Here is a 22,275-nt window from a genome sequence, read left to right as displayed (position 1 = left end):
ATGCTTATTTTTTCTTCAGGTTCGCTCTTTCCTGCCTTGCCCATAATTTCAAGTGAGGGTAGGGGTCAAAGGACCATTCGGTATAGCCATTATCTTTGTACATGCCATAATGGAGATGGGGAGGGAATTTTCCGCTTGTCCCCGGTGGTCCGTATCCGGAGCTGCCAACACCGCCAATGACCGTGCCTGGTTCGACGATTTGCCCGACTTTGAGCTCCTTCGCGAAGCCGCTCAGATGGGCATAATAATGGTAGGTATTATTGATATCGCGGATGCCGACTCGCCAACCGCCATACTTGTTCCAGCCTTTCATTTCAACTATTCCGTAACCTGTTGCCCTTACCGGAACTCCATAACCGGCAAAAATATCCGTTCCTTCATGGATCCGTCTGCCGCCCCAGCCGCGGGCATCACCCCATGTATTATTATAGCTGTGGTTGCTTCTAAGTGGCATTGGGAAGACATGCGAATCGAGATTCAAGCGGCCGAAATGCTTGTAAATCATCGCTTTTCCAATGATGATCGCAACGGTTTTATCCCGCTTATAGTAATTCCATAGTCCAATTTTCAAGTTATCATGATCTGTCCCATATGAAAGCAAGTACTGGGCGAAAGCCTGGAGAACATCTTCGTCATCCTTTAAACTTGCTTTTCCATCGCCATTCCCATCGAAACCAATTCCGTTGAAGAACTGAATGGAAACGGGATTGCCATCTTCAAGATTAGGGTTCAGGAGACCGGCCCATTCTTCTGGCTTAAAATAAACACCTGATATTCCTTCCGCCTTAGGTAAATCCCTTCTTGCCTGGCGGACATTCCGCTCATATTGGTCCACTGCAGCAATATAGTACCAGGGAATCTGGCTGACCGCTTCTACTTTGGTATAGAGTTCCATTCTTTTTTTGTAAACATCTTCCTGGCCCTGCTCAGCTGCGTATGCATGATCACTTATCAGGACAGGGGAAAGTAAAAAAAGAACGATAACTGCTTTAAGGATTTTCACCATAATCCTCCCTTCAGGATGTAGCTCCTATAGTTTCAAGCGTCAACATAAAAACACTGCCTCCGCTTTCCTTCTGTTAGTTTGCGATGATGGGGATTTTTCATAAATATCAAATAATGGTAATCACAAGGAACGCAAGGTTATCGTACTTGTCGAGAGTTTTCCATTGTGTTAAAGTGACATCAGAAGCTGTATACCGGCCTTGATTTTTACATGGTGTTCTTGATGTAATGCAGCAGGAATGGAGTGAAAATAATGAGCAAAAAAGAGGTACAGAGAAAGCCTGAATGGCTGAAGATAAAGTTGAACACGAACGAAAACTATACCGGCTTAAAAAAGATGATGCGTGAGAAAAACCTACATACTGTATGTGAAGAAGCCAGATGCCCGAACATTCATGAGTGCTGGGCAGTAAGACGAACTGCTACCTTCATGATCCTGGGGGATGTATGTACACGTGCATGCCGTTTTTGTGCTGTGAAAACAGGACTTCCAACTGAGCTTGACTGGCAGGAGCCAGAAAGAGTGGCGGATTCCGTTGAACTTATGAACCTGAAGCATGCTGTTGTGACTGCCGTCGCCCGTGATGATTTGAAAGACGGGGGAGCAGCAATTTTTGCCGAGACGGTAAGAGCAATCCGTAAGAAAAATCCGTTTACTTCAATAGAAGTATTGCCTTCCGACATGGGCGGAGTTGAGGAGAACCTGAAAACACTTATGGATGCACGCCCAGATATCCTGAATCATAACATCGAAACCGTAAAGCGCCTGACGCCTAGAATCCGTGCACGTGCAACTTACGAGCGTTCTCTGGAGTTCTTGCGCCGTGCAAAAGAAATGCAGCCGGATATTCCCACGAAATCCAGCATCATGGTTGGCTTAGGCGAGACGAAGGAAGAATTGATTGAGGCGATGGATGACTTGCGTGCTAACAATGTGGACATCCTTACTCTTGGTCAATACTTGCAGCCATCCAAGAAGCATCTTGATGTCCAAAAATACTACCATCCTGATGAATTTGCCGAGCTAAGGGAAATTGCGCTCAAGAAAGGCTTCAGCCATTGCGAAGCAGGCCCTCTTGTTCGTTCATCCTACCATGCCGACGAACAGGTCAACTCTGCCGCTAAACATCGACAAGAGCTTGCAGAACAGGAAGCCCAGCAGGCATAAATTGCACTGCCTCTTCTGCCGATAATAGAATCTAAAAAGAGTTCAGCATCCATCATGCTGAACTCTTTTCATTATTTCCCTTTATTCATTTGATTTGAAATTTCGTCTTTATCGGTTTCTTCGTTCAATTCGCCCTCAGCTTCGCCATTTGCGTTTTCGCCAGTGCTCATCGGGCGGCCTTGTGGAGATTTTAGCATTTGTTTAACTACGCCATCAATCAATTCATCGACATCACGGCTATCGGTATCGAGTGAAGCAAAGTTCTCGACTTCGTTGCGCAGGTTAGTGTCATCTGATACATACACGTGAAACCAGCGTGGAACTACAGACATGGCCATCCGCTTCACCTGATCGGCAGTCTCGTTCCGATTTTGAGAATCTGTTGCATATACAATCAGAACTTCCTCATCCGTCACTAGTGTGGATACATCATCCACATTTTGTGCCATCAAGCTGTATTTGCTGATCATGTCGGCGATTTGCTCGCGGTCGATTGCCTGATAGGCACTTTCCATTTCATCTGCACCCATTACGCCTGTTTTTTGGTGGCGCACATAGCCGAAGTCCTCGCTTCTGTCTTTCATTCCTTTGCGTCCATCTTCGTTATACAAATCAGGGCGCTCATCATTCACATTCAGTGTGTTGCCGCTCCGCTGATAAATGCCAGCCCCGCCATCACGGCCGTTTGGTGAAGCTTGATTGTCACCGGCTCCACATCCCGTCATCGCAACAGTCCCGCAAATACCAAGAGCCAATAATGCTTTTTTCAATTAAAACACCCCCTAATCATTAGAATGGCTTCGAATTTATTTTTTTTGCTTAGTAATTGATGGGGAATAAGTTATAATTAAGAAAAGTGCGAGCGATCGGGCTTGCTATAAGGAAGCTTGAAACTGTTACCGAAAAAGAGGTGGACCAATGATTTGCATCAATAACCTTTGCTACGAGATCGTGGATGAAGGACGAGACGGCTTTAACGAAGAAGCCTTTCGTGCGAGATATAGCGAAATTTTAACGAAGTATGACTATATTGTTGGCGACTGGGGTTACGGACAGCTAAGGCTAAGAGGTTTTTTCGATGATCAAAACCAGAAGTCAACTTTCGATACGAAAATTAGTACCGTCAGCGAGTACTTATATGAGTATTGCAATTTTGGCTGTGCCTATTTTGTCGCCAAGAAGGTAGCGAAGCAAGCTCAGGATAAATAGTACAGAACTAGAAAATGCTCCAATCACTACGATTGGAGCATTTCTTGTCTTTTATAGATCGCTATACGGCGGCTGTTCACTTTCATCCGGATCATCATGGGTTGGGTGGGCACCCGCTTCTTTTCTTGGTGTTCCCTGATGAAGGGACTTGAACTCATAGTTGAAGTTGCTGTAGGACCGCTGTCCCTCACGCCATGGTGTACTTTTGCCTTCTACTGGTTCATCTTTCCGGAAAGGTGATCCATATGGACCCTCCGGATAGTCTTCAGCCGTTACATAGTTGCGCTGCTTTTCTACATTCGAAAAATCAGAGTACTTTTCACGGTCTTCCTTGCTCATGAAACTCACCTTCTTTTGCTTGTTGTCCTTTTAGTATTTCTTTGAAAAGACAAATCAAACAAACAGTTCGTTCCAGATTTAAAGGATCGGTCGCAGGAATGAGCGAAGTTCCTCTGCATCTTCTTCAGAAAGATTATAGGCATACTCAAGATAACCCTCTTCATCGAGGTCATCCTGGCCAAGAATCGCAAATCGGCTTCCCTGGATATCCATCACAATGCTTTTGCCATAATAACGGCCAGTTTGCATGATGGCCAGGTCAAAGCGCTGGTTCTCACCTACAAAGCTTACATAGCGAGTTTTTGTTTCTTCAACATCATCGTATAAAAAAAATTCTTCGTTCATCTTCATCCTCCTAAGTGCTGTAAAAAGTATGTATTTTCTTTAAACCATCACTAAGTGTGGCTTGTGTTCTAGGTGATGATGAGCTGTGATGTAACGGACGGTCTTGGTCTTTGAACGCATAACAATGGAATGTGTTTCAACAAGGTCTCCGCCAAGGAAGCGCACCCCGTCGAGCAATTCACCACTTGAAACGCCAGTCGCGGCAAAAATCGCATCGTCTCCGGAAACAAGGTCATCTAACATCAGCAATTGTCTTGGATCTTTTAAGCCCATGGCAATGCATCGCTCTTCTTCCTCAATTGTTTGAGGGACTAGTCTCGCCTGCATATCTCCGCCTAGTGCTTTTAGGGCAGCAGCAGAAATGACTCCTTCCGGCGCACCGCCTGTTCCCACAAAAAGATCGACTCCTGTATGTGGAAGGGCAGTCGCAATCGACGCACCTACATCGCCATCGCCGAAAAGCTTCACTCGTGCTCCTTTTTGCCTAACTCGTTCAATCAAATCATCGTGGCGTTCACGCTCTTGGATGATGACAGTTAAATCTTGAATTCGCTTATTGTTGGCTTTGGCTACGATTTCAATTGTCTTCTCGATAGGATCATCTAGACTGATTTTCCCAGCAGCACTTATTCCGACAGCAATCTTTTGCATGTACATGTCTGGTGCATGAAGAAGGGTACCTTTATCCGCGACAGCAATTACGGCCATGGCATTATTATGCCCTTTGGCGACGATATTTGTCCCTTCCAACGGGTCCACCGCAATATCGACTTTTGGGCCCATTTTTGTGCCAAGGCGTTCTCCTATATAAAGCATCGGAGCCTCATCCAGTTCCCCTTCACCAATGACAACAATTCCATCCATATTGACTGAATCGAACATCTTGCGCATTGCCGTAGTCGCTGCATCATCCGCTTCATTCTTCTTGCCGCGGCCCATCCACTGAGCAGATGCCAGCGCCGCAGCCTCCGTCACTCTGACGATTTCAAGTGCCAATTCGCGTTCCAAATGTTTCTCCTCCATTTTCGACAGCATTCTCACTCAACATCAATCTTACCAGAAAAACAATCATTTCTGAATTTTTCAGGGGGATTTTTGTCATTTTGCTGGGTAAGTTCAAGAGTTCGAACAGCTACGGCAGGGAATGAGATAAAGCTGTTAGAAGAAAGCCAAATTTAAGACAGCTTTGGCGCGAGAAGAGGAAAAGCTGTCAAAAGAAAGCCAAACTTAAGACAGCTTTGGCATGAAAAGAGGAAAAGCTGTCAAAAGAAAGCCAAACTTAAGACAGGTTTGGCGTGAAATCAGGAAAAGCGGTCAGAAGAAAGGCGAACTTAAGACAGGTTTGACGTGAAAAGAGGAAAAGCAGTCAAAAGAAAGCCAAACTTAAGACAAGTTTGCCGGGAAAAGAAGAAAAGCTGTCAAAAGAAAGCCGAACTTAAGACAGGTTTGGCGTGAAAGGAAGAAAAGCTGTCAAAAGAAAGTCAAACTTAAGACAGGTTTGGCGTGAGAAGAGGAAAAGCTGTCAAAAGAAAGCTCAACTTAAGACAGGTTTGGTATGAGAGGAGGAAAAGCTGTCAGAAGAAAGGCGAACTTAAGACAGGTTTGGCGTGAGAAGAGGAAAAGCTGTCAAGAAAAGCACGTAATCATGATAGGTTTGGCAAGGAAACCAGAGAAGCTGTCAAAAGAAAGCCAATTACAACTTTTTACATTAAGTAGATCACAGCTAATGTCACCGCTTTCCACCTTACCTCCATTTCCACCATAAAAAGAAGTAAAAATATTTCGAAATAACTATCTAGGAAAAAAGGTCTATTTTAGCTAAATATGGTACAATTAAGAAAAAGTTCTAGCCATCTTCTGAGAGGATTGAAACCTATGGCCCGCCGTGTTACTAGCATATTAGACAACCTGCTTGGTTGGGGGAAAATAATGTTGCCTCATTCATCAATTTGTTATTACCCTCCGCAGTTCATTTTGAGGGATCCTGTCGTATCAGGGGTGAAAAAGGCTTTTAATAGTGGATTTGAAGTTGCTGTGATTGCCTATACGATTAAGAATCACCATGAACTGGCTTCGCAGCTTGGTGATGAGAACTGGAAGTTTCATAAGGCTTTGAAGCGGCATTTCAAAGCGGTGATCGAGAGTGAGATTGATAGGGAGGACATGATTGTCCTGCATGATTACTATAGTGACAGCCTGAGCCTGTTTATGCGGATCGACCATAATAGGTACTGTATTTCTGAAATTGATGCGAAAATGAAGAAGATCCTCAGGGAAGCGGAAAGCAGGATTTTTCATGAGTACCCTACAGTCCAGCCTATCTTTGATACAGGGTTTATTTTTATCGATAAATCGGTCGGTTCCGTACATGGTGCTGTCTTAAAGGCACACCAGCAGGCCTTTGCGATGGCCGAGAAACGGATCCAAACCGAATTCAATGAAATGGTTTATGAAATGAAGCGGATCATTGCTCAGCAAAATATCAAGCTTTTAGCGCAGCCGATCATAGACGTCAATACAAAGGAAATCCGTGCCTGGGAGATGCTGACAAGAGGTCCTGAGGGAACGGAGCTTGAGAGTCCATTGCAGCTTTTTTCCGTTGCCCGGCAGACTAATATGCTCTATGACCTGGAAATGATTGTGTTAAGAAAAACGTTTGATCAAGTTACATCGACTGGCTGCCTTGATGATATTTTCATCAATTTCACGCCGATTACCCTCGGCAATTCTCGATTCGTCCGGGATCTGAAGAACTTGATGCAAGCTTACGGCAGCATTAAGCCAAACCAGATCACTTTGGAAATCACCGAGAGGGACTCGATTGAGGGAATCGAGAATTTTATCTATAATATAAAGGTGTTAAGAGGAATGGGAATCAAAATAGCGGTTGATGATACTGGAGCAGGGTACGCCAGCCTGAATACCATCAGTGAAATCATGCCGGATGTCATCAAGATCGACCGTTCCGTCATCGAGAACATTGATAAGAATTCTGTGAAGGAGTCTATGCTGAAAGGGCTGTTGCTTGTCGCCAAAGAAGCGGGGTCGACGGTCATTGCGGAAGGAATCGAAAATGAGCATGAAGCATCGGTCCTCTCACGGAACAAGGTAGAGTTGGCGCAAGGGTATTTTTATGCCCGTCCGGGATTGTTGAAAACCGTCTAGCATCTTTATGAGGTGATATTGAATGTACTTTGTCGACAGGGATCAAATCGAAGAAACATTGCAGTTTTTGAACAGGCAAATTGACTTTTTTGAAAGCAATGGACCATGGGAATCGCCAATGGAAAAATCGGCCCTCGAGCGTGCAGCGCATACGATGGTTGAAGCCGTACTCGATGTGGGCAACGCGATGATCGATGGCTTCATCATGCGTGACCCAGGAAGCTATGAAGACATCATTGACATTTTGGATGATGAAAAAGTCGTAACTAAAGAAATGAGCGCAGGATTGAAAAAAATCGTCCTGTTCCGAAAGATGCTTGTCCAGCAGTACACAGCAGTGGACCATGCCGGCCTAATTGAAACCTTCAAGGCCGAGCTTCCTCATCTCAAGCTTTTTTCGGTAAAAGTGAGGGAGTACCTTACCAATGAACTAGGACCGGTTTCCGCTTTTAAAAAGTAAATAGGACAGAAGAGACCGTTATCATGGCGGTCTCTTTTCTGTTTAAATATCCTTTGACTGGTGAACAGTGAGCTTTGTCCTTTGAACTCACCTTTACACTTATATAAAATAGGATTATTCGTTTTTTGATGGGTACGATAATATTTAGGAGTGATCACCATGAAAAAGTATAAAGGTTATTTAATTGATTTAGATGGTACAATGTATCGCGGTTCAGAGCGCATCGAAGCCGCTTCTGATTTTATAAAAAGGCTGATTGAGGCTGAAATACCTTATCTATTCGTTACGAATAATTCATCGCGGACACCGGCACAGGTGGCGGAAAAGCTCCGCAGCTTTGATATCCCTACGACGGAGGAGCAGGTTTTTACGACAAGCCAGGCTACAGCCAACTATATTTATGAACAAAAACAGGATGCGACTGTCTATGTGATTGGTGAAGAGGGCATCCAGACAGCGATTCAGGAAAAGGGACTGAAATTTGCAGGGGAAGACGCTGATTTTGTTGTTTCAGGGATCGACCGCGGCATTACATATGAAAAACTGGCAGTTGGCTGTCTTGCAGTCAGGAACGGAGCAACCTTCATTTCGACAAATGGGGATATTGCAATCCCGACTGAGCGAGGTTTACTTCCGGGGAACGGTTCACTGACGTCGGTAATCGCTGTATCGACACAGACAGATCCGATTTTTATCGGGAAGCCGGAATCGGTGATCATGGAGCAGGCATTAAAGGTACTTGGCACAGAAAAAGAGGAAACTCTTATGGTCGGTGATTATTATGATACCGACATCCTCGCAGGCATGAGGGCAGGGATGGACACACTCCTCGTCCACACAGGAGTTACGACGAAGGAACTTCTCAAAGGGTATCAGGAAATGCCAACCTACACAGTGGATTCACTGGACGATTGGGAAGTGTAAAAAACAAGGGACTTGAGCCGTGGCAGGCATCAAGTCCCATTTTCTTTGCTTTAGCTTAATCAATCTTCAACATTTGCCGCTCGGTGGGCAAGTCGGCTTGAGGCTGCAGCCGCAACTGCTCCAACAATATCATCCAGGAAGGTATGGCATTTGCCGGATGCTTCTTTATCATTAAGCCTATCAAGGATTCCTGGTTTTGCTTTATCGATGTATCCATAATTGGTAAAGCCGATCGATCCATATATATTAACGATTGAAAATGCGAGGATTTCATCCACGCCGTACAAACTTTCGTCTGTTTCAATAATTGATTGCAGCGGTTCGCCAAGCTTCTTTTGTTCTGCAAGGATATCCAGCTGGATTCCTGTCAGAATCGCATTCTGCACTTCACGCTTGGAAAGGACTCGTTCTACATTTTCAATACATTCCTCCATCTGCAGGTTCGGGTGGTATTTTTCCTGAAGGAAAAATACGAGATTGGCGATATCTTCTATTTCTACTCCTCGTTCATGGAGCCATTTCCGGGCTGTTTCCTCTGTCATATGGATGGCACGTTTTTTTTCTAACATCTGCATCACCTTTCTATTTTTAACTGGAATTGTCCAGCTCCAGCGCCTAGCCAGTTTTCATCGCTGAGTTCGCTCCTCGAGTATCTTGCGAGAAGCGTTAGCTTTGAGCAACTCGAGTCGCTTCAGTCCTGCCAATGAAGTCAAAGAGCGACTTCACTGTCAGGCCCTCCAGCGCTTGTCGGGGCTGAACAAGGCGCTTCCGCTTTTCTTTCAGCATACTCATTATCCTATTTAACCTAAAATATTCCGCTTAATCCGTTTTAGTGAAAGAATTCATTCCTTTAAATCATTTCCTGAATGGTGTCTCTTATTCATTGCATTGTTTACACAAGTTTTTTAAAGCAAGACATATATTTGTAAAAGAGCGGCTTGGAAATGAGGTGCGATGATGTTTCAAAAGATGTTAAAAGAAGTATATGGGATTTCTGCAGATTCAGAAGTATCTCTTGGAAGATATCATGGATATAAGCATAATGAAGGGCTTTATTTGATTATGGACGCTAATGGGACAAAAGAGCAAGAAATAAATGAGCTGGCAAGGATTGCTGACCATATGCAAAAAGCGGGGGACCGGAATGTATCGATGCTGCTCGCTGACAAACAAGGCAAGCAAATTTGTGATTGGGAGGGCAGGAAATATTGCGTGCTCGTAAACAAAGCAGTACCGATGCCTGAAAAAATGAAAACAGGCAGGAAGCTGGCCAAGTTTCATGCAAGAGGCAGGCAAATACCTTTCAAGGTTGAAAGCATGAACAGGGTGGGACAATGGAAGCAGCTATGGGAAAAGCGGCTCGACCAGATGGAGAAGGTGTGGAGCGGAAAGCTTTACACTGAACCGGAGAACGATTTTGAGAAGATGTTTATGGAATCTTTTCCTTATTACATGGGTTTATCTGAAAATGCGATTCAATATCTCGCTGATACAGAGATCGATGATAAGCCGACAAGAATTGACCATGGGACTGTTTGTTATGAGCGTTTCACGAATAATGTTTGGAGAGGAAGCTATTTTGTAAAAAATCCTTTTGAATGGGTTTTTGACCATGCAAGCCGGGATCTTGCTGAATGGGTCAGAGATCGTTATTTTGCCAACATCCAGACGAGCCAGCCGGAAATCAAGCACTTTCTGGCAGAATACCAATCGTTGACGATGCTTTCGCCTTTTTCATGGCGGCTGCTTTACGCCAGATTACTGTTCCCGCTCCATTACTATGAGACAGTTGAAAATTATTATATCACCCAATCAGAGCAAACGAAGCGGCAGCTCGAGGACCGTCTGCGGAAGTACCTGACACAGAGCAGTGATCATGAGCGGTTCCTAAGCCATTTTTATCATCTCAGTGATGCCCCGGTAAAAGCAGGGAAACTTCCTCCAGTTGATTGGTTATTACGTTAGTCGAAGCTTTTCTCGATAAAGAAAGTGTAGATTGTGATAGAATAAAATTATTCTATTATATTAAACGCTTTCAAAAGGAGACAGACAATGAAACCCTATGTGTATATCACCAGGAAATTGCCCGAAGAAACAATTGCCGAGCTCACTGAGCTTTTTGATGTGAAAATGTGGGATCATGAAGATATCCCTGCCCCGAGGGAAGTTATTTTAAAAGAAGCTGAAAAATCCAGTGCCTTGATCACGATGCTATCTGACAAAGTCGATGAGGAAGCACTGTCTGCAGGCGAAAACCTGAAAGTGGTTGCCAATCTGGCAGTTGGCTTTGATAATATTGATTTGGAAGCAGCGACAAAGCGCGGAATCATCGTGACGAACACGCCGGATGTGCTGACAGAAACAACAGCAGACCTTACTTTTGCTTTGTTGATGGCTACAGCTAGACGGATTGTCGAAGCGGCAGAATATATTAAGGCCGGCAAGTGGGGAGGCTGGAGTCCGTACCTGCTTGCCGGGCATGATGTTTACGGTAAGACAATCGGGATTGTCGGCATGGGAAAAATAGGGGAAGCGGTGGCGCGCAGAGCTAAAGGGTTTGGCATGGAAATCCTTTACCATAACCGCTCCCGCAAACCTGAAGCCGAAAAAGAACTAGGCGCTGTTTATAGTTCTTTCGAGGATCTTGTGACAAAGGCTGACTTTGTTGTGTCACTTGCTCCGTTGACGCCAGAAACTAAAAATCTTTTTACAGCCGATGTCTTTACGAAGATGAAAAACAGTGCCATTTTCATTAATGCTGGCCGCGGCCCGGTTGTGGACGAGCAGGCGTTATATGAGGCGCTTAAAGATGGGGATATTGCTGGTGCGGGACTTGATGTGTTTGAAAAAGAACCTATTTCCGCCGAACATCCACTGCTTCAATTGCCAAACGTGACGGCGATTCCGCACATCGGCAGTGCGAGCACCGAAACGAGGACAACCATGATCAAATTGTGCTGCACAAATGTGAAAGCTGTTCTGACGGGCGACAGTCCAAAAACAATTGTAAATAAAGAAGTGCTCTAATAATTTTTAAATCCTTCCTGTTCAATGGGAAGGATTTTTTGTAATTTTCTAACCTTACAGCCACATATGATTAAGCGTTTACAGAGATAAAGGACTCCAAAATATTCCTTGTAAAAGCTGTTTTTGGTCTATATAATGTCTACTATACAAAAACAAGTGTTCACTCAGAATAGACACTAAGAGAGGGGAAGAGGAAATGCAGGTAATCTCGGTTGGACTTCTAGGTTTGGGAACAGTAGGGTCAGGTGTGGTCAGGATTATCGAAAACCACCAGGATAAATTGATGCACCAGGTTGGGTGCCCGATTAAAGTGAAGAAAATCCTTGTTCAGGATGTTGAAAAAGAAAGGTCGGTAAAAGTGGATCCTTCTCTCCTGACGGTGAATCCAGCCGAAATTATGGAAGACCCGGAGATTGAAGTAGTCATTGAAGTTATGGGAGGCATCGAGGATACTCGTGAACATTTGCTTCAGGCATTAAGAAGCAAAAAGAATATTGTGACGGCAAACAAGGATTTGATGGCTGTCCATGGTTCCGAGCTTTTAACCGTCGCCAATGAAAATGGCTGCGACCTCTTTTTTGAAGCGAGCGTTGCCGGAGGAATTCCAATTTTGCGCAGCCTGGTGGACGGCCTTGCATCTGACAGGATTACAAAGATGATGGGCATTGTGAATGGCACAACAAACTACATTTTAACGAAGATGAGCCAGGAGGGACTGGCATACGATAGCATATTGAAGGAAGCGCAGCAGCTTGGGTACGCTGAGGCAAACCCTGAATCCGACGTAGAAGGTCTGGATGCGGCGAGAAAAATGGCCATCATGGCCTCGTTGGGATTTTCGATGAAAATTGATCTAGATGATGTAAAAGCGAAAGGAATCACTTCTGTAACCGAAGAGGACCTGCAATACGGGAAACAGCTGGGCTATACAATGAAACTGCTCGGCATCGCCGTCCGTGAAGGCGATAAGGTCGAGGTGTGTGTTGAGCCGGCATTGCTTCCATCATCGCATCCACTATCGTCCGTAAATAATGAGTACAATGCGGTGTACGTATATGGAGAAGCAGTAGGAGAAACAATGTTTTACGGTCCAGGAGCGGGAAGCCTGCCAACTGCCACAGCTGTGGTCTCGGATCTTGTGGGCGTCGTCAAAAATATGCGCCTTGGAGTCAACGGCAGTTCTTTTGTCACTCCGCAGTATGAGAAGCAGTTGAAGGATGATGGTGAAGTGAATTCTAAGTACTTCCTGAGACTTCACGTCTATGACGAAGTAGGCGTATTCTCGGAAATTACATCCCTTTTCGCGAACCATAATGTCAGCTTCGAAAAAATCCTCCAGATGCCTTTAAAGGAAAAGGAGCTTGCGGAAATTGTGGTTGTTACACATCAGGCTTCCCTGAAGGATTACCAGAATATTTTAATGGAGCTGCGCGACCTCAGGGTGGTGAAGGAAGTCAAAAGCTCTTACAGGGTCGAAGGAAGTGTCAATGTATGAGGTGGCGGGGGCTGTTAAGTGAATATCGTGAATACCTGCCGGTTAAAGCCGAGACACCGTTGCTTACCCTCCATGAGGGCAATACGCCGCTGATCAGGCTCGACCAGCTGTCAGAGGAATGGGGAATTGACCTATATGTAAAAGTGGAAGGAGTAAATCCTACCGGTTCCTTTAAAGATAGAGGAATGGTCATGGCTGTCGCCAAGGCTAAGGAGGCAGGCAGTGACACAGTCATCTGCGCCTCCACAGGCAATACCTCAGCGTCGGCAGCGGCTTATGCAGCAAGAGCTGGGTTGAGGTCGATCATCGTCATTCCTGAGGGAAAAATTGCGATGGGAAAACTCGCACAGGCCGTTATGTATGGCGCAAGCATTGTGTCGATTGAAGGAAACTTTGATGAAGCGCTGAAAATGGTCAGGACGATCAGCGAAACTGAGCCAGTCACACTAGTGAATTCAGTCAATCCATTCCGCCTTGAAGGACAAAAAACAGCTGCGTTTGAAATTTGTGATCAGCTAGGTGGAGCACCTGATATCCTGGCGATCCCGGTGGGAAATGCCGGAAATATCAGCGCGTATTGGAAAGGCTTCAAAGAATACAATGACAGTAAGCGTACAGGTTTGCCGCGAATGTTTGGTTTTGAGGCAGAGGGAGCGGCCGCGATTGTCAAAGGGCAGCCGATTGAACAGCCGGAGACAATCGCAACGGCCATCCGCATTGGCAACCCGGCAAGCTGGGATCTTGCGGTTGCAGCCCGTGACGAATCAGAAGGGAAGATCGATTTCGTAACAGATGACGAAATTTTACAAGCATACAGCCAGCTAGCTGGATCGGAAGGGATTTTTGCAGAGCCAGGATCCTGTGCATCGCTGGCAGGTGTCCATAAACTTTTACAGAGAGAAGAAATATCTCGAGGATCCAGAATCGTTGCCGTTCTGACTGGTAACGGTTTGAAAGATCCTTCAACTGCCATTGACATCAGCTCCATCTCACCAGTGCTGCTTCCAAATGACGAGAAAATCGTAAGCGACTATATCAGGGGAGTGGTCCGGCAATGAGGGGCATCGAGGAACCATTGGCTGCGGCTGGGGGCAGGAAACCAAGCGGGCATTCACTAACTGATGACAGTAGTAGCGCATTAGCTGCTGAAAGTGGAGTACCACTGGCTACTGAGAGCAGGAACATATTATCTGCTGAAAGTGGAAAACCACTGGCTGCTGAAAGCAGGAACATATTAGCTTCTGAAAGCGGGGAAGCACTAGCTGCTGGGAGCAGGTGCAAATCAACTGGTAAAAAACGTGAACTACAATCTGCTGCTGGAAGACCGAGGGGGCAAGTCCTGTTCGTAAAAGTTCCAGCCAGCTCTGCGAACCTGGGCCCAGGATTTGACTCACTCGGCGTCGCTTTGAACCTCTACATGGAAGTTCATGCTGAAATAAGCGACAGTTGGAAGGTTGTTCCTCTTTCCGACTCCTTAGCAGGGTTTCCTGTGGATGAGAAAAACTTCATTTGCCAGATTGCAAGCCGAACTGCGGAGTTGTACAAGCAAACAATGCCTTCTCTCCATATATCTGTAAAAAGCGATATCCCGCTAGCTAGAGGACTTGGTTCGAGTGCAGCAGCGATTGTCGCGGGAGTGGAACTGGCCAATGAATTTTGCGGGCTTGGATTGACCCGGTATGAAAAGCTGGCCATCGCCTCCCGGTTCGAAGGCCATCCCGATAATGCCGGAGCATGCTTATTTGGGAGCGTCGTAGTTGGCAGCCAAATCGGGGATGAGGTCGATTTAACGGTCCTTGACCAGGTTGAATTTGATCCAATCCTTGCTGTACCGAATCAGGAGCTGCTGACGGAAATGTCCCGTGATGTCCTCCCGTCAGTGATGGATTATCAGCGCAGCGTCCAGGCAAGCGCTATTGCTAACCAGCTTCTCGCCGCTTTGATGACAAAGAATTGGGCGCTGGCAGGTAAAATGATGGCAACAGACTTGTTTCATCAGCCATACAGGAAAAACCTTGTTCCATTTTTTGAAGAGCTGCAGGAAAAAGCGATTCAATCAGGAGCGTTCGGTGTTGCTTTGAGCGGAGCAGGACCATCGATCCTCTGTCTGGCAGAACCCGGCAAAGGGGAAGAGGTCGCAGAAGGATTGAGGCAGCATTTAACGGGAATGGAGATTTTCAGCTTGCACATCGATCGTGATGGGTGCAGGTCATCCGTCATTTAGACGAAAAAAAGCGGTTTTGCCATTGTCGGCAAAACCGCTTTATTATTGGTTAATTAGAATACCTGTTCAACCTCAACAACACCAGGTACTTCCTCTAAAAGTGCGCGTTCGATTCCAGCCTTAAGCGTGATTGTGGAGCTCGGGCAGCTTCCGCATGCACCAAGCAGGCGAAGTTTAACAATGCCATCCTCAATATCAACTAGTTCGCAGTCTCCGCCATCGCGAAGAAGGAATGGACGCAATTTATCTAATACTTCCTGTACTTGCTCAAACATTTGCTGTTCAGTCATGCAAATCGACTCCTTTCATAATACTTATTATAATCTTATCGGCCGGAAAAATCTATCCAATTAACCGAAAAACCAGTGAACACAGTTTTTTCCTTATGCATCTTTTTCATCGTATAGTAAAATAAAAGAAAATAACAGGGGGTAATTGATAATGGAACGCAAAGAGGTAGAAATCGTCGTTTACGGTGCAGAAGTATTATGCCCAAGCTGTGTGAACCTGCCATCATCAAAAGAAACATATGAATGGCTTGAAGCTGCCATCAGCCGCAAATACGCAGACCAGCCATTCCAAATTGTTTATGTTGATATCCATAACCCTCCAGAAGAGGAAGCAAAAAAGGAATTCGCCGAAAAAGTAATCGAAGAAGACATGTTTTATCCCGTCGTCCTGCTCGAAGGCAAGATCGTCGGTGAAGGGAACCCGAAATTGAAAACCATTTACGCAGAATTAGAGAAATACGGCTACGTTTCCGCGTAATTTTGGTAAAAGCATTCCGAAATGGGGTGCTTTTTCCTCTTTTTTCGGGGTAGAAATCCCGATTTATTCATAGCGAAAAACTTTTTATAGCGACTTTGAAGATTATATAGCGAGAATTTCATTAATATAGCGACTTTAAAGATTATATAGCGAGAATTTCATTTTTATAGCGACTTTACAAATTATTTAGCGAATTGGAAATTTCACTGACTTTTTACCAATTTTACATACTCGTTCAAATCAAAAAGAACCGGGCACTCGCCCGGTCCAACATGATCATCCATTATGATATTTATACATCCACAAGATCCCTGACTTCAGCAAGCGTGCGACGCGGCCTGTTATCGGGCGTTCGGCGACAAGGCCGAAGCCGTGCTTTTTGCCGAGTGAACCGATGACACCTTTCAGCTTGATCGGCGGGAATGACTCCGGCGGTTCTTCACCTTTCCAGCGTTTTTGCAACACTTGGACGATCTGTTCTGCCTGTCCTTCTGCAAGCTGCGCACTTGGTGCGTGAGGCAGGCTTGCGCAATCACCGACGATATAAACATTTTCATAGCCTGGCAGATTATGCTGCGGAGTGACTACAGCGCGGCCCATGCCGTCTTGCTCAACGTCCATTTCGCGGACAAGTCGATTAGCCTGAATTCCAGCTGTCCATACAATCGCATCGCAGACAATCGGCTCATCGTGATTGTAGAGGACGTTTTTCTGAACTTCCGTGATATTCGCATTGTTGATGATTTCAACATTGTGATTATCAAACCAATTTTCCACATATGTGCTCAGGCGCTCAGAGAAGGCGGAAAGAATATGGTTTCCACGATCGAAAAGCTTTATTTTCAAGTCTTTGCGGCTTTCCGCCAATTCGCTCGCAAGCTCAACACCGCTTAATCCTGCGCCGACGATTGAAACGGTTGAACCTGCTGGCAAATTGTTCAGTGCCTGATAGGTTGCTCGGGACTTTTCAATGGATTGGATGCTGTATGTGAATTGGTCAGCTCCTGGGACATTGTGATATTTATCTTCACAGCCAAGTCCGATAATAAGGTCATCGAACTGAACGGACTCATCACCCTGCAGCTCCACCTTGCGATCCTCAAGATTGATGGCAGTGACTTCAGCATATTTTAACTGAAGTCGATCGTGCTCAGGAAAGGAAACCCGGATATGCTGGTCGGAAATCGTACCTGCAGCCAGGGCATAGTATTCTGTTTTTAAACAGTGGTATGGAACACGGTCAATCAGCGTGATTGATACATCTTCCGGCAGGTCATTCGGCAGCAATTTATGAAGGACGCGCATGCCGCCATAGCCGCCGCCAAGAATAACGAGATTTTTCATGTGAATTTCCCCTTTTTAACTCATCGAAAGACAGTTAATGAAGTTTCTCCAGCTCGTTTTACAAAATCCGCAAACGGATACATTTTTCGAAATTATTCTGCAATATTTTTATGTTCAATAAATCACCATTAAAAGTATAACGAAATTGTGACAAAATAACAACAATTTTATGGATGCCATGAGCCGGGAAAATTGACGATTTGCCTGAAAAAGGGTACGATTAAAAATTAGTAGAGAGGTGAAACTAATGATTAAGCCAATCATTGAATTCTGTATCAGCAATCTTGCCAGCGGTTCTCAGGCTGCGAGGGCAGAGCTTGAGCGTGATCCTGACCTTGATGTCATCGAATACGGTTGCCTTGGTTATTGTGGGAAATGCGCGATGTCAATGTTTGCGCTTGTAAACGGCGACCCGGTAGTGGGAGACACCCCTGAAGAACTAGTAGAAAATGTTTATAAATACCTGGATGAAAATCCAATGTTTTAATAGATAAAAAGGCTGGCATGGAGTTCCCCATCGCCAGCCTTTTTCATGAATTTCTATAAAGAGGTTGTACCCCTACAATGAGGTAAACTTAGGTGCCTCCAACCGTTTGCTCTTCCCGCATCTCCTGCCAGCGTTCCTTGGCAAGTTCGACTATTTGCGGTTCGACAGATTGTCTTTGCTTTTCGATGACTCTTGAGAAAAATCGCACGGCATCCTGTGTTTGTCCGACTCTTCTGGAGAGTTCGCCAATCAGGTACATGAGGCGCAGTTCGGATACTTGTGTCCCTTTATAGTCGCCGGTGCTGTATGACTCCGTATACTCCTTAAGGGCAAGTTTTAAAAAGCGCATTTCCTGATCGTGGTTATCGGTTGTGCGATAGAGCCAGGCAATCCGGATGTACAGGCCGGCTGTTACTATATGCTTTTCTTTTTTTAGCATCGAACTATAGGCTGCAAGTTTGAAGGTATTTACTGCCACCTGGATTGTCCGCTCTTCACCATAGTTATGAGGGACCCATTGGCTGCAGATTTTTTCCTGGATGACTTGTTTAGCTCCTGGCGGAAAATAACTGCTGAAGTCGTCGGTGAAGGAATAGCCACAGTCAGGGCAGACATTGATATAGTAAAAATTCGGATTTTCATAACCATTGGCATACAAAGGGGCGAAGTCAGTATCGAAGCGGATGACTTTTACAAAACGGGAGCGGACCTTCTTTGTCGTGAAGGAGTTTTCACACATTGAGCATGTGTACTTTTTATCATAAAGAGGTACTAGTTGAGTCATCATCGTCACCTGCCAATTTTCCTATAATTTTTAAAAGAGGTTTGGGTATATTATACCAATTTAATTGGCTTGTGAGTGGGAAAATATGAAGAGAATTCTTTTTCGGCTCGATTGGTTGAGGAATGGAAAAATGCTGTATATACTATAAGAAAGACGTAAGTGCCTTGTTCAGCCCCGACAAGCGCTGGAGGGCCGACCGGTGAAGTCGTTCTTTGACTTCATTGGACGGACCGAAATCGAAATGTATAGCCGACTGCCCAGAAACGCAGAAACTGGAGACTCCGACAAAGAAGCGCTTTTTGCTTCTGCCGACGGAGTAGAAGTTTCGGAGTTTCTAGGAGGCGACACTAGACAAGCGACTCGAGCTGCTCAAAGCTAACGCTTCTCGCAAGATACTCGAGGAAGTTCTCGCAGGGATGAAAACTGGCTAGGCGCTGAAGCCAGACAAAGAAAGGGATCAAGGAGGTTTTAAAATGGATAACATTGTGATTCTAACTGAAGAAGCTGCATTGCAGGTTAAAGATATGATGAAGCAAAATGAGACAGAGGATGCGTATCTTCGCGTTTCTGTAAAAGGCGGCGGCTGCAGTGGCCTTTCTTACGGCATGGGTTTCGCTCATGAAGTGGAAGCTGGCGACACTCAGCTGGAGCAGCATGGCATCAAAATCCTTGTGGATAAGGAAAGCGCGCCAGTCCTGAATGGGACGAAAATCAGCTATAAGCAATCGTTGATGGGTGGCGGCTTCACAATCGACAACCCGAACGCAATCGCCTCATGCGGCTGCGGTTCTAGTTTTAAAACAGCAACGAATGCTGGAACACCTGAAGATTGCTAAACAAAAAGCAAGGTCCTCGGACCTTGCTTTTTTGTTAAAGAAGCGTTTGCGCTTTTCAATATTTTATTTAAACATTGAAGAACTGTGAAGCGGCTGTGTCTTCGCTTTTGGATCCATGTAGGATTTTGCATTGTTGACAGCTGTCGGAGCTTCACCAAATCCTGTTGCGATCAGCTTGACTTTGCCTTCGTATGTGCAAATATCGCCTGCCGCATAAACGCCTGGGATATTCGTTTCCATTTTCGAATTGACGACGATGGAATTCTTTTCGATTTCAATGCCCCATTCCTTGATTGGTCCAAGAGATGAAACGAAACCAAAGTTGCAGATAACTGCGTCAACATCAACGGCTACAGAATCTTCCCCATTTGCGTCCTTAAGAACGATTTGGCTGATTGCATTGCCGTCGCCGATCAGTTCTGTTGGCACATAAGGTGTCTTGATATCAACCTTTGAGTTTTGCAGGTTTTCGACACTGTGCTCATGGGCGCGGAACTTGTCGCGTCGGTGGACAATCGTTACTTGTTCAGCGATTGGCTCAAGCATCAATGCCCAGTCAACAGCAGAATCGCCTCCGCCTAATACCGCAACTTTTTGGCCAGCGAATTGGTTTAAGTCGTCGATAAAATAGTGCAGATTTTTGCCTTCGTATTGGGCAGCGCTTTCAAGTTCCAGTCTGCGAGGCTGGAATGCACCGTTTCCTGCTGTGATGATGACTGTTTTTGTATAGTGAACTTCTTTATCAGTAGTGAGCTTAATTGTTCCGTCTTCCAGTTTTTCCAGCTTTTCAACGGATTGCTCAAGAGCAGTAGTCGGCTCGAATTTCGCCATTTGCTCTTTCAGATTGTTGATCAGCTCCTGGGCACGAACCTTTGGAAAACCGGCAACATCATATATGTACTTTTCAGGATAAAGTGCTGATAATTGCCCGCCTAATTGCGGCAAACTTTCAATGATTTTAACAGATGCTTGTCTCATTCCGCCGTAGAAAGCAGTGAACAGACCAGCAGGCCCCCCGCCGATAATCGTGATGTCATAAACTTTTTGATCTTCTTTCACTCCATATCCCCCTCACATGTAGTAAAATTGCTCCAATTTTTATAATACCATAAATCGTAAAAATAAACTCCTAATCATAATTGCAGATACCTTGTGGAACAATATATTTCATAGAAAAATACCTATATATTACTGAAAAATAGTGAAATCAGCCTATTTTCTGAATATTTCCAAGTTAACTCAATCGCTTGAAAATGCGACGCAAAAAGAATAAGATGGATGGTAGGCAATAATGTTAAGATTTTGTGACATTTTTAGGACATTTTTTTGAACATTTTAGTGAATAATATCACAAACTTATCCGGAAAAAGATGGCGGCAGATAGAGATGAGCCATTCGCCAAAAATATTTTAAAAAGGTGGAAGTGATCACTTTGAGAAAGCCAAAGATCGTAATCTTAGGAGCAGGATACGGGGGATTAATGACAGCTACCCGTTTACAAAAAGCTGTTGGAGTAAACGAGGCTGACATTGTCCTTATCAACAAAAATGATTACCACTACGAAACTACATGGCTGCATGAAGCATCAGCAGGAACTTTGCACCATGACAAAGTCCGTTATGATGTACGTGATGTAATTGATCGCCATAAGGTTGAGTTCGTCCAGGGTTCTGTTGAAGAAATCAAGCTGGAGGAAAAACGAGTCATTCTTGATAGTGGCGACGTCGTATATGATTACCTAGTCATCGCACTTGGTGCTGAACCTGAAACTTTTGGTATTAAAGGCTTGAAGGAGTATGCTTTCTCTATCGTAAATGTCAACTCAGCCAGACAAATCCGTGAGCATATCGAGTATCAATTTGCAACTTACAATACTGAAGCAGAAAAGAAAGATGAGCGCCTGACAATCGTCGTTGGCGGTGCAGGCTTCACAGGAATCGAATTCCTTGGTGAGCTGACAAACCGAGTTCCTGAGCTTTGCCGTGAATATGATGTCGATTATCATAAGGTAAAAATCGTATGTGTGGAAGCTGCACCAATGGTTCTGCCTGGATTCGATCCAGAGCTTGTGAACTATGCGGTTGCTACGCTTGAGAAAAAAGGTGTGGAATTCCGCATCGGTACGGCAATCAAAGAAGCGACTCCAGAAGGCATCATTGTTGCCAAAGGCGAAGAAGAAGTGGAAGAAATCAAAGCTGGCACAGTGGTATGGGCTGCTGGTGTCCGCGGAAACTCTGTCATCGAAAAATCAGGCATTGAAGCAATGCGCGGCCGCGTGAAAGTCCAGCCTGACCTTCGCTTGCCGGGATCTGAAAATGTATTCATCGTCGGTGACTGCTCATTGATCATCAATGAAGAAATTAACCGACCATATCCTCCGACTGCACAAATCGCGATGCAGCAGGGTGAGGTTTGTGCAAGGAATCTTGCAGCGCTAGTTCGCGGCAAATCCGAGCTTGAGACTTTCACTCCAGATATCAAGGGAACAGTATGTTCTCTTGGTGAAGATGACGCAATCGGCGTGGCATTCGGCAAGAAAATGGTTGGTACAAAAGCTTCCTTCATGAAAAAAATGATCGACAACCGTGCGCTATACATGATCGGCGGTCCTTCTATGGTCCTTAAAAAAGGTAAATTCAATATTTTATAAATGTAACAAGGAAACAGGCTCTCTGGGAGGGTCTGTTTTTTTATT

At 45.0% G+C, this 22,275-nt stretch carries 26 protein-coding genes; 15 read left to right on the top strand and 11 right to left on the bottom strand.

What is annotated here, in order from left to right; genetic code table 11:
* Positions 1–4 precede the first annotated feature (4 nt).
* Positions 5–1,006, bottom strand: a complete 1,002-nt coding sequence (locus LGO15_RS20765) for a M23 family metallopeptidase (RefSeq protein WP_318999803.1) — start codon at positions 1,004–1,006, stop codon at positions 5–7.
* 252 nt (positions 1,007–1,258) lie between these two features.
* Here LGO15_RS20765 and lipA point away from each other — a divergent pair, with 252 nt between their 5' ends.
* Positions 1,259–2,173, top strand: a complete 915-nt coding sequence (gene lipA, locus LGO15_RS20760) for a lipoyl synthase (protein ID WP_226085769.1) — start codon at positions 1,259–1,261, stop codon at positions 2,171–2,173.
* A gap of 71 nt (positions 2,174–2,244) precedes the next feature.
* On the opposite strand, the gene LGO15_RS20755 is transcribed toward lipA, so the two are convergent.
* Positions 2,245–2,943, bottom strand: a complete 699-nt coding sequence (locus tag LGO15_RS20755; protein WP_167833602.1) for a YhcN/YlaJ family sporulation lipoprotein — start codon at positions 2,941–2,943, stop codon at positions 2,245–2,247.
* A 148-nt stretch (positions 2,944–3,091) separates the two neighbouring features.
* Between LGO15_RS20755 and LGO15_RS20750 the strand changes: the two genes are divergently transcribed.
* The gene (locus LGO15_RS20750) at positions 3,092–3,382 is read left to right on the top strand and encodes a YutD family protein (RefSeq protein WP_226085768.1); all 291 of its coding nucleotides are present in this window, start codon (positions 3,092–3,094) and stop codon (positions 3,380–3,382) included.
* A gap of 51 nt (positions 3,383–3,433) precedes the next feature.
* Here the strand turns inward: LGO15_RS20750 and LGO15_RS20745 are convergent, their stop codons facing one another.
* The 3 genes from LGO15_RS20745 to glpX all read right to left on the bottom strand — a co-directional run bounded on the left by LGO15_RS20745 (position 3,434) and on the right by glpX (position 5,074).
* Entirely contained in the window at positions 3,434–3,721 is a 288-nt protein-coding gene (locus LGO15_RS20745; RefSeq protein WP_167833604.1) for a cytosolic protein, read from the bottom strand.
* A gap of 78 nt (positions 3,722–3,799) precedes the next feature.
* Complete coding sequence (locus LGO15_RS20740) at positions 3,800–4,066, bottom strand: DUF3055 domain-containing protein (RefSeq protein ID WP_167833605.1); 267 nt, start codon at positions 4,064–4,066, stop codon at positions 3,800–3,802.
* A 39-nt stretch (positions 4,067–4,105) separates the two neighbouring features.
* On the bottom strand, positions 4,106–5,074 hold the full coding sequence (glpX, locus tag LGO15_RS20735; protein ID WP_226085767.1) for a class II fructose-bisphosphatase: 969 nt from the start codon (positions 5,072–5,074) through the stop codon (positions 4,106–4,108).
* 921 nt (positions 5,075–5,995) lie between these two features.
* Here glpX and LGO15_RS20730 point away from each other — a divergent pair.
* The 3 genes from LGO15_RS20730 (at position 5,996) to LGO15_RS20720 (ending at position 8,615) form a co-directional block, all read left to right on the top strand.
* Complete coding sequence (locus tag LGO15_RS20730; protein ID WP_226085766.1) at positions 5,996–7,231, top strand: EAL domain-containing protein; 1,236 nt, start codon at positions 5,996–5,998, stop codon at positions 7,229–7,231.
* 22 nt (positions 7,232–7,253) lie between these two features.
* Complete coding sequence (locus LGO15_RS20725; RefSeq protein WP_226085765.1) at positions 7,254–7,691, top strand: DUF86 domain-containing protein; 438 nt, start codon at positions 7,254–7,256, stop codon at positions 7,689–7,691.
* A 159-nt stretch (positions 7,692–7,850) separates the two neighbouring features.
* A complete protein-coding gene (locus tag LGO15_RS20720) occupies positions 7,851–8,615 on the top strand; it encodes a TIGR01457 family HAD-type hydrolase (protein WP_226085764.1) in 765 nt (254 codons plus the stop codon).
* 59 nt (positions 8,616–8,674) lie between these two features.
* On the opposite strand, the gene LGO15_RS20715 is transcribed toward LGO15_RS20720, so the two are convergent.
* Together LGO15_RS20715 and LGO15_RS24265 are read right to left on the bottom strand one after the other, a co-directional pair.
* Complete coding sequence (locus LGO15_RS20715; protein WP_167833610.1) at positions 8,675–9,184, bottom strand: phosphatidylglycerophosphatase A family protein; 510 nt, start codon at positions 9,182–9,184, stop codon at positions 8,675–8,677.
* 97 nt (positions 9,185–9,281) lie between these two features.
* Positions 9,282–9,407 (bottom strand): hypothetical protein, encoded by a 126-nt coding sequence (locus LGO15_RS24265; RefSeq protein WP_264163795.1) that lies wholly within the window; start codon positions 9,405–9,407, stop codon positions 9,282–9,284.
* A gap of 162 nt (positions 9,408–9,569) precedes the next feature.
* Between LGO15_RS24265 and yutH the strand changes: the two genes are divergently transcribed.
* The 5 genes from yutH to thrB all read left to right on the top strand — a co-directional run bounded on the left by yutH (position 9,570) and on the right by thrB (position 15,361).
* Entirely contained in the window at positions 9,570–10,580 is a 1,011-nt protein-coding gene (gene yutH, locus LGO15_RS20710) for a spore coat putative kinase YutH (RefSeq protein ID WP_318999802.1), read from the top strand.
* 87 nt (positions 10,581–10,667) lie between these two features.
* Positions 10,668–11,642 (top strand): 2-hydroxyacid dehydrogenase, encoded by a 975-nt coding sequence (locus tag LGO15_RS20705; protein WP_226085763.1) that lies wholly within the window; start codon positions 10,668–10,670, stop codon positions 11,640–11,642.
* Between the two features lie 196 nt (positions 11,643–11,838).
* Positions 11,839–13,137 carry a homoserine dehydrogenase gene (locus LGO15_RS20700; RefSeq protein ID WP_226085762.1) on the top strand — a complete coding sequence of 433 codons (1,299 nt, stop codon included), beginning with the start codon at positions 11,839–11,841 and terminating at the stop codon, positions 13,135–13,137.
* The gene (thrC, locus tag LGO15_RS20695; RefSeq protein WP_226085761.1) at positions 13,134–14,195 is read left to right on the top strand and encodes a threonine synthase; all 1,062 of its coding nucleotides are present in this window, start codon (positions 13,134–13,136) and stop codon (positions 14,193–14,195) included. Before LGO15_RS20700 ends, thrC begins: the two co-directional genes overlap by 4 nt.
* Positions 14,192–15,361 (top strand): homoserine kinase, encoded by a 1,170-nt coding sequence (gene thrB, locus LGO15_RS20690; RefSeq protein WP_226085760.1) that lies wholly within the window; start codon positions 14,192–14,194, stop codon positions 15,359–15,361. Before thrC ends, thrB begins: the two co-directional genes overlap by 4 nt.
* Positions 15,362–15,414: 53 nt before the next feature.
* Here thrB and LGO15_RS20685 read toward each other — a convergent pair whose 3' ends face one another.
* A complete protein-coding gene (locus LGO15_RS20685) occupies positions 15,415–15,651 on the bottom strand; it encodes a NifU family protein (protein ID WP_041966137.1) in 237 nt (78 codons plus the stop codon).
* Positions 15,652–15,802: 151 nt separating this feature from the next.
* On the opposite strand from LGO15_RS20685, the gene LGO15_RS20680 reads away from it, so the two are divergent.
* A complete protein-coding gene (locus LGO15_RS20680; RefSeq protein ID WP_167833615.1) occupies positions 15,803–16,129 on the top strand; it encodes a YuzD family protein in 327 nt (108 codons plus the stop codon).
* A gap of 276 nt (positions 16,130–16,405) precedes the next feature.
* Here LGO15_RS20680 and LGO15_RS20675 read toward each other — a convergent pair whose 3' ends face one another.
* Positions 16,406–17,473 (bottom strand): NAD(P)/FAD-dependent oxidoreductase, encoded by a 1,068-nt coding sequence (locus tag LGO15_RS20675; protein WP_167833616.1) that lies wholly within the window; start codon positions 17,471–17,473, stop codon positions 16,406–16,408.
* A gap of 247 nt (positions 17,474–17,720) precedes the next feature.
* On the opposite strand from LGO15_RS20675, the gene LGO15_RS20670 reads away from it, so the two are divergent.
* Entirely contained in the window at positions 17,721–17,960 is a 240-nt protein-coding gene (locus LGO15_RS20670) for a YuzB family protein (RefSeq protein ID WP_079507135.1), read from the top strand.
* Positions 17,961–18,048: 88 nt separating this feature from the next.
* Here the strand turns inward: LGO15_RS20670 and LGO15_RS20665 are convergent, their stop codons facing one another.
* Positions 18,049–18,744 carry a DUF2225 domain-containing protein gene (locus LGO15_RS20665; protein ID WP_226087951.1) on the bottom strand — a complete coding sequence of 232 codons (696 nt, stop codon included), beginning with the start codon at positions 18,742–18,744 and terminating at the stop codon, positions 18,049–18,051.
* Between the two features lie 199 nt (positions 18,745–18,943).
* Here LGO15_RS20665 and LGO15_RS20660 point away from each other — a divergent pair, with 199 nt between their 5' ends.
* Together LGO15_RS20660 and LGO15_RS20655 are read left to right on the top strand one after the other, a co-directional pair.
* Positions 18,944–19,123: a hypothetical protein gene (locus LGO15_RS20660; RefSeq protein ID WP_226085759.1), complete on the top strand. Its 180-nt coding sequence runs from the start codon at positions 18,944–18,946 to the stop codon at positions 19,121–19,123.
* Between the two features lie 94 nt (positions 19,124–19,217).
* Positions 19,218–19,580: a HesB/IscA family protein gene (locus tag LGO15_RS20655; protein WP_167833618.1), complete on the top strand. Its 363-nt coding sequence runs from the start codon at positions 19,218–19,220 to the stop codon at positions 19,578–19,580.
* 63 nt (positions 19,581–19,643) lie between these two features.
* Here the strand turns inward: LGO15_RS20655 and LGO15_RS20650 are convergent, their stop codons facing one another.
* Entirely contained in the window at positions 19,644–20,639 is a 996-nt protein-coding gene (locus LGO15_RS20650) for an NAD(P)/FAD-dependent oxidoreductase (RefSeq protein ID WP_226085758.1), read from the bottom strand.
* Positions 20,640–21,012: 373 nt separating this feature from the next.
* Here LGO15_RS20650 and LGO15_RS20645 point away from each other — a divergent pair, with 373 nt between their 5' ends.
* Positions 21,013–22,230, top strand: a complete 1,218-nt coding sequence (locus LGO15_RS20645; RefSeq protein WP_226085757.1) for an NAD(P)/FAD-dependent oxidoreductase — start codon at positions 21,013–21,015, stop codon at positions 22,228–22,230.
* Positions 22,231–22,275 lie beyond the last annotated feature (45 nt).

Source organism: Mesobacillus sp. S13, from assembly GCF_020422885.1.
Classification (GTDB): domain Bacteria; phylum Bacillota; class Bacilli; order Bacillales; family Cytobacillaceae; genus Mesobacillus; species Mesobacillus selenatarsenatis_A.
The sequence above is the reverse complement of the archived record's forward strand: the minus strand, read 5'-3'. Positions and strand labels throughout refer to the sequence as shown.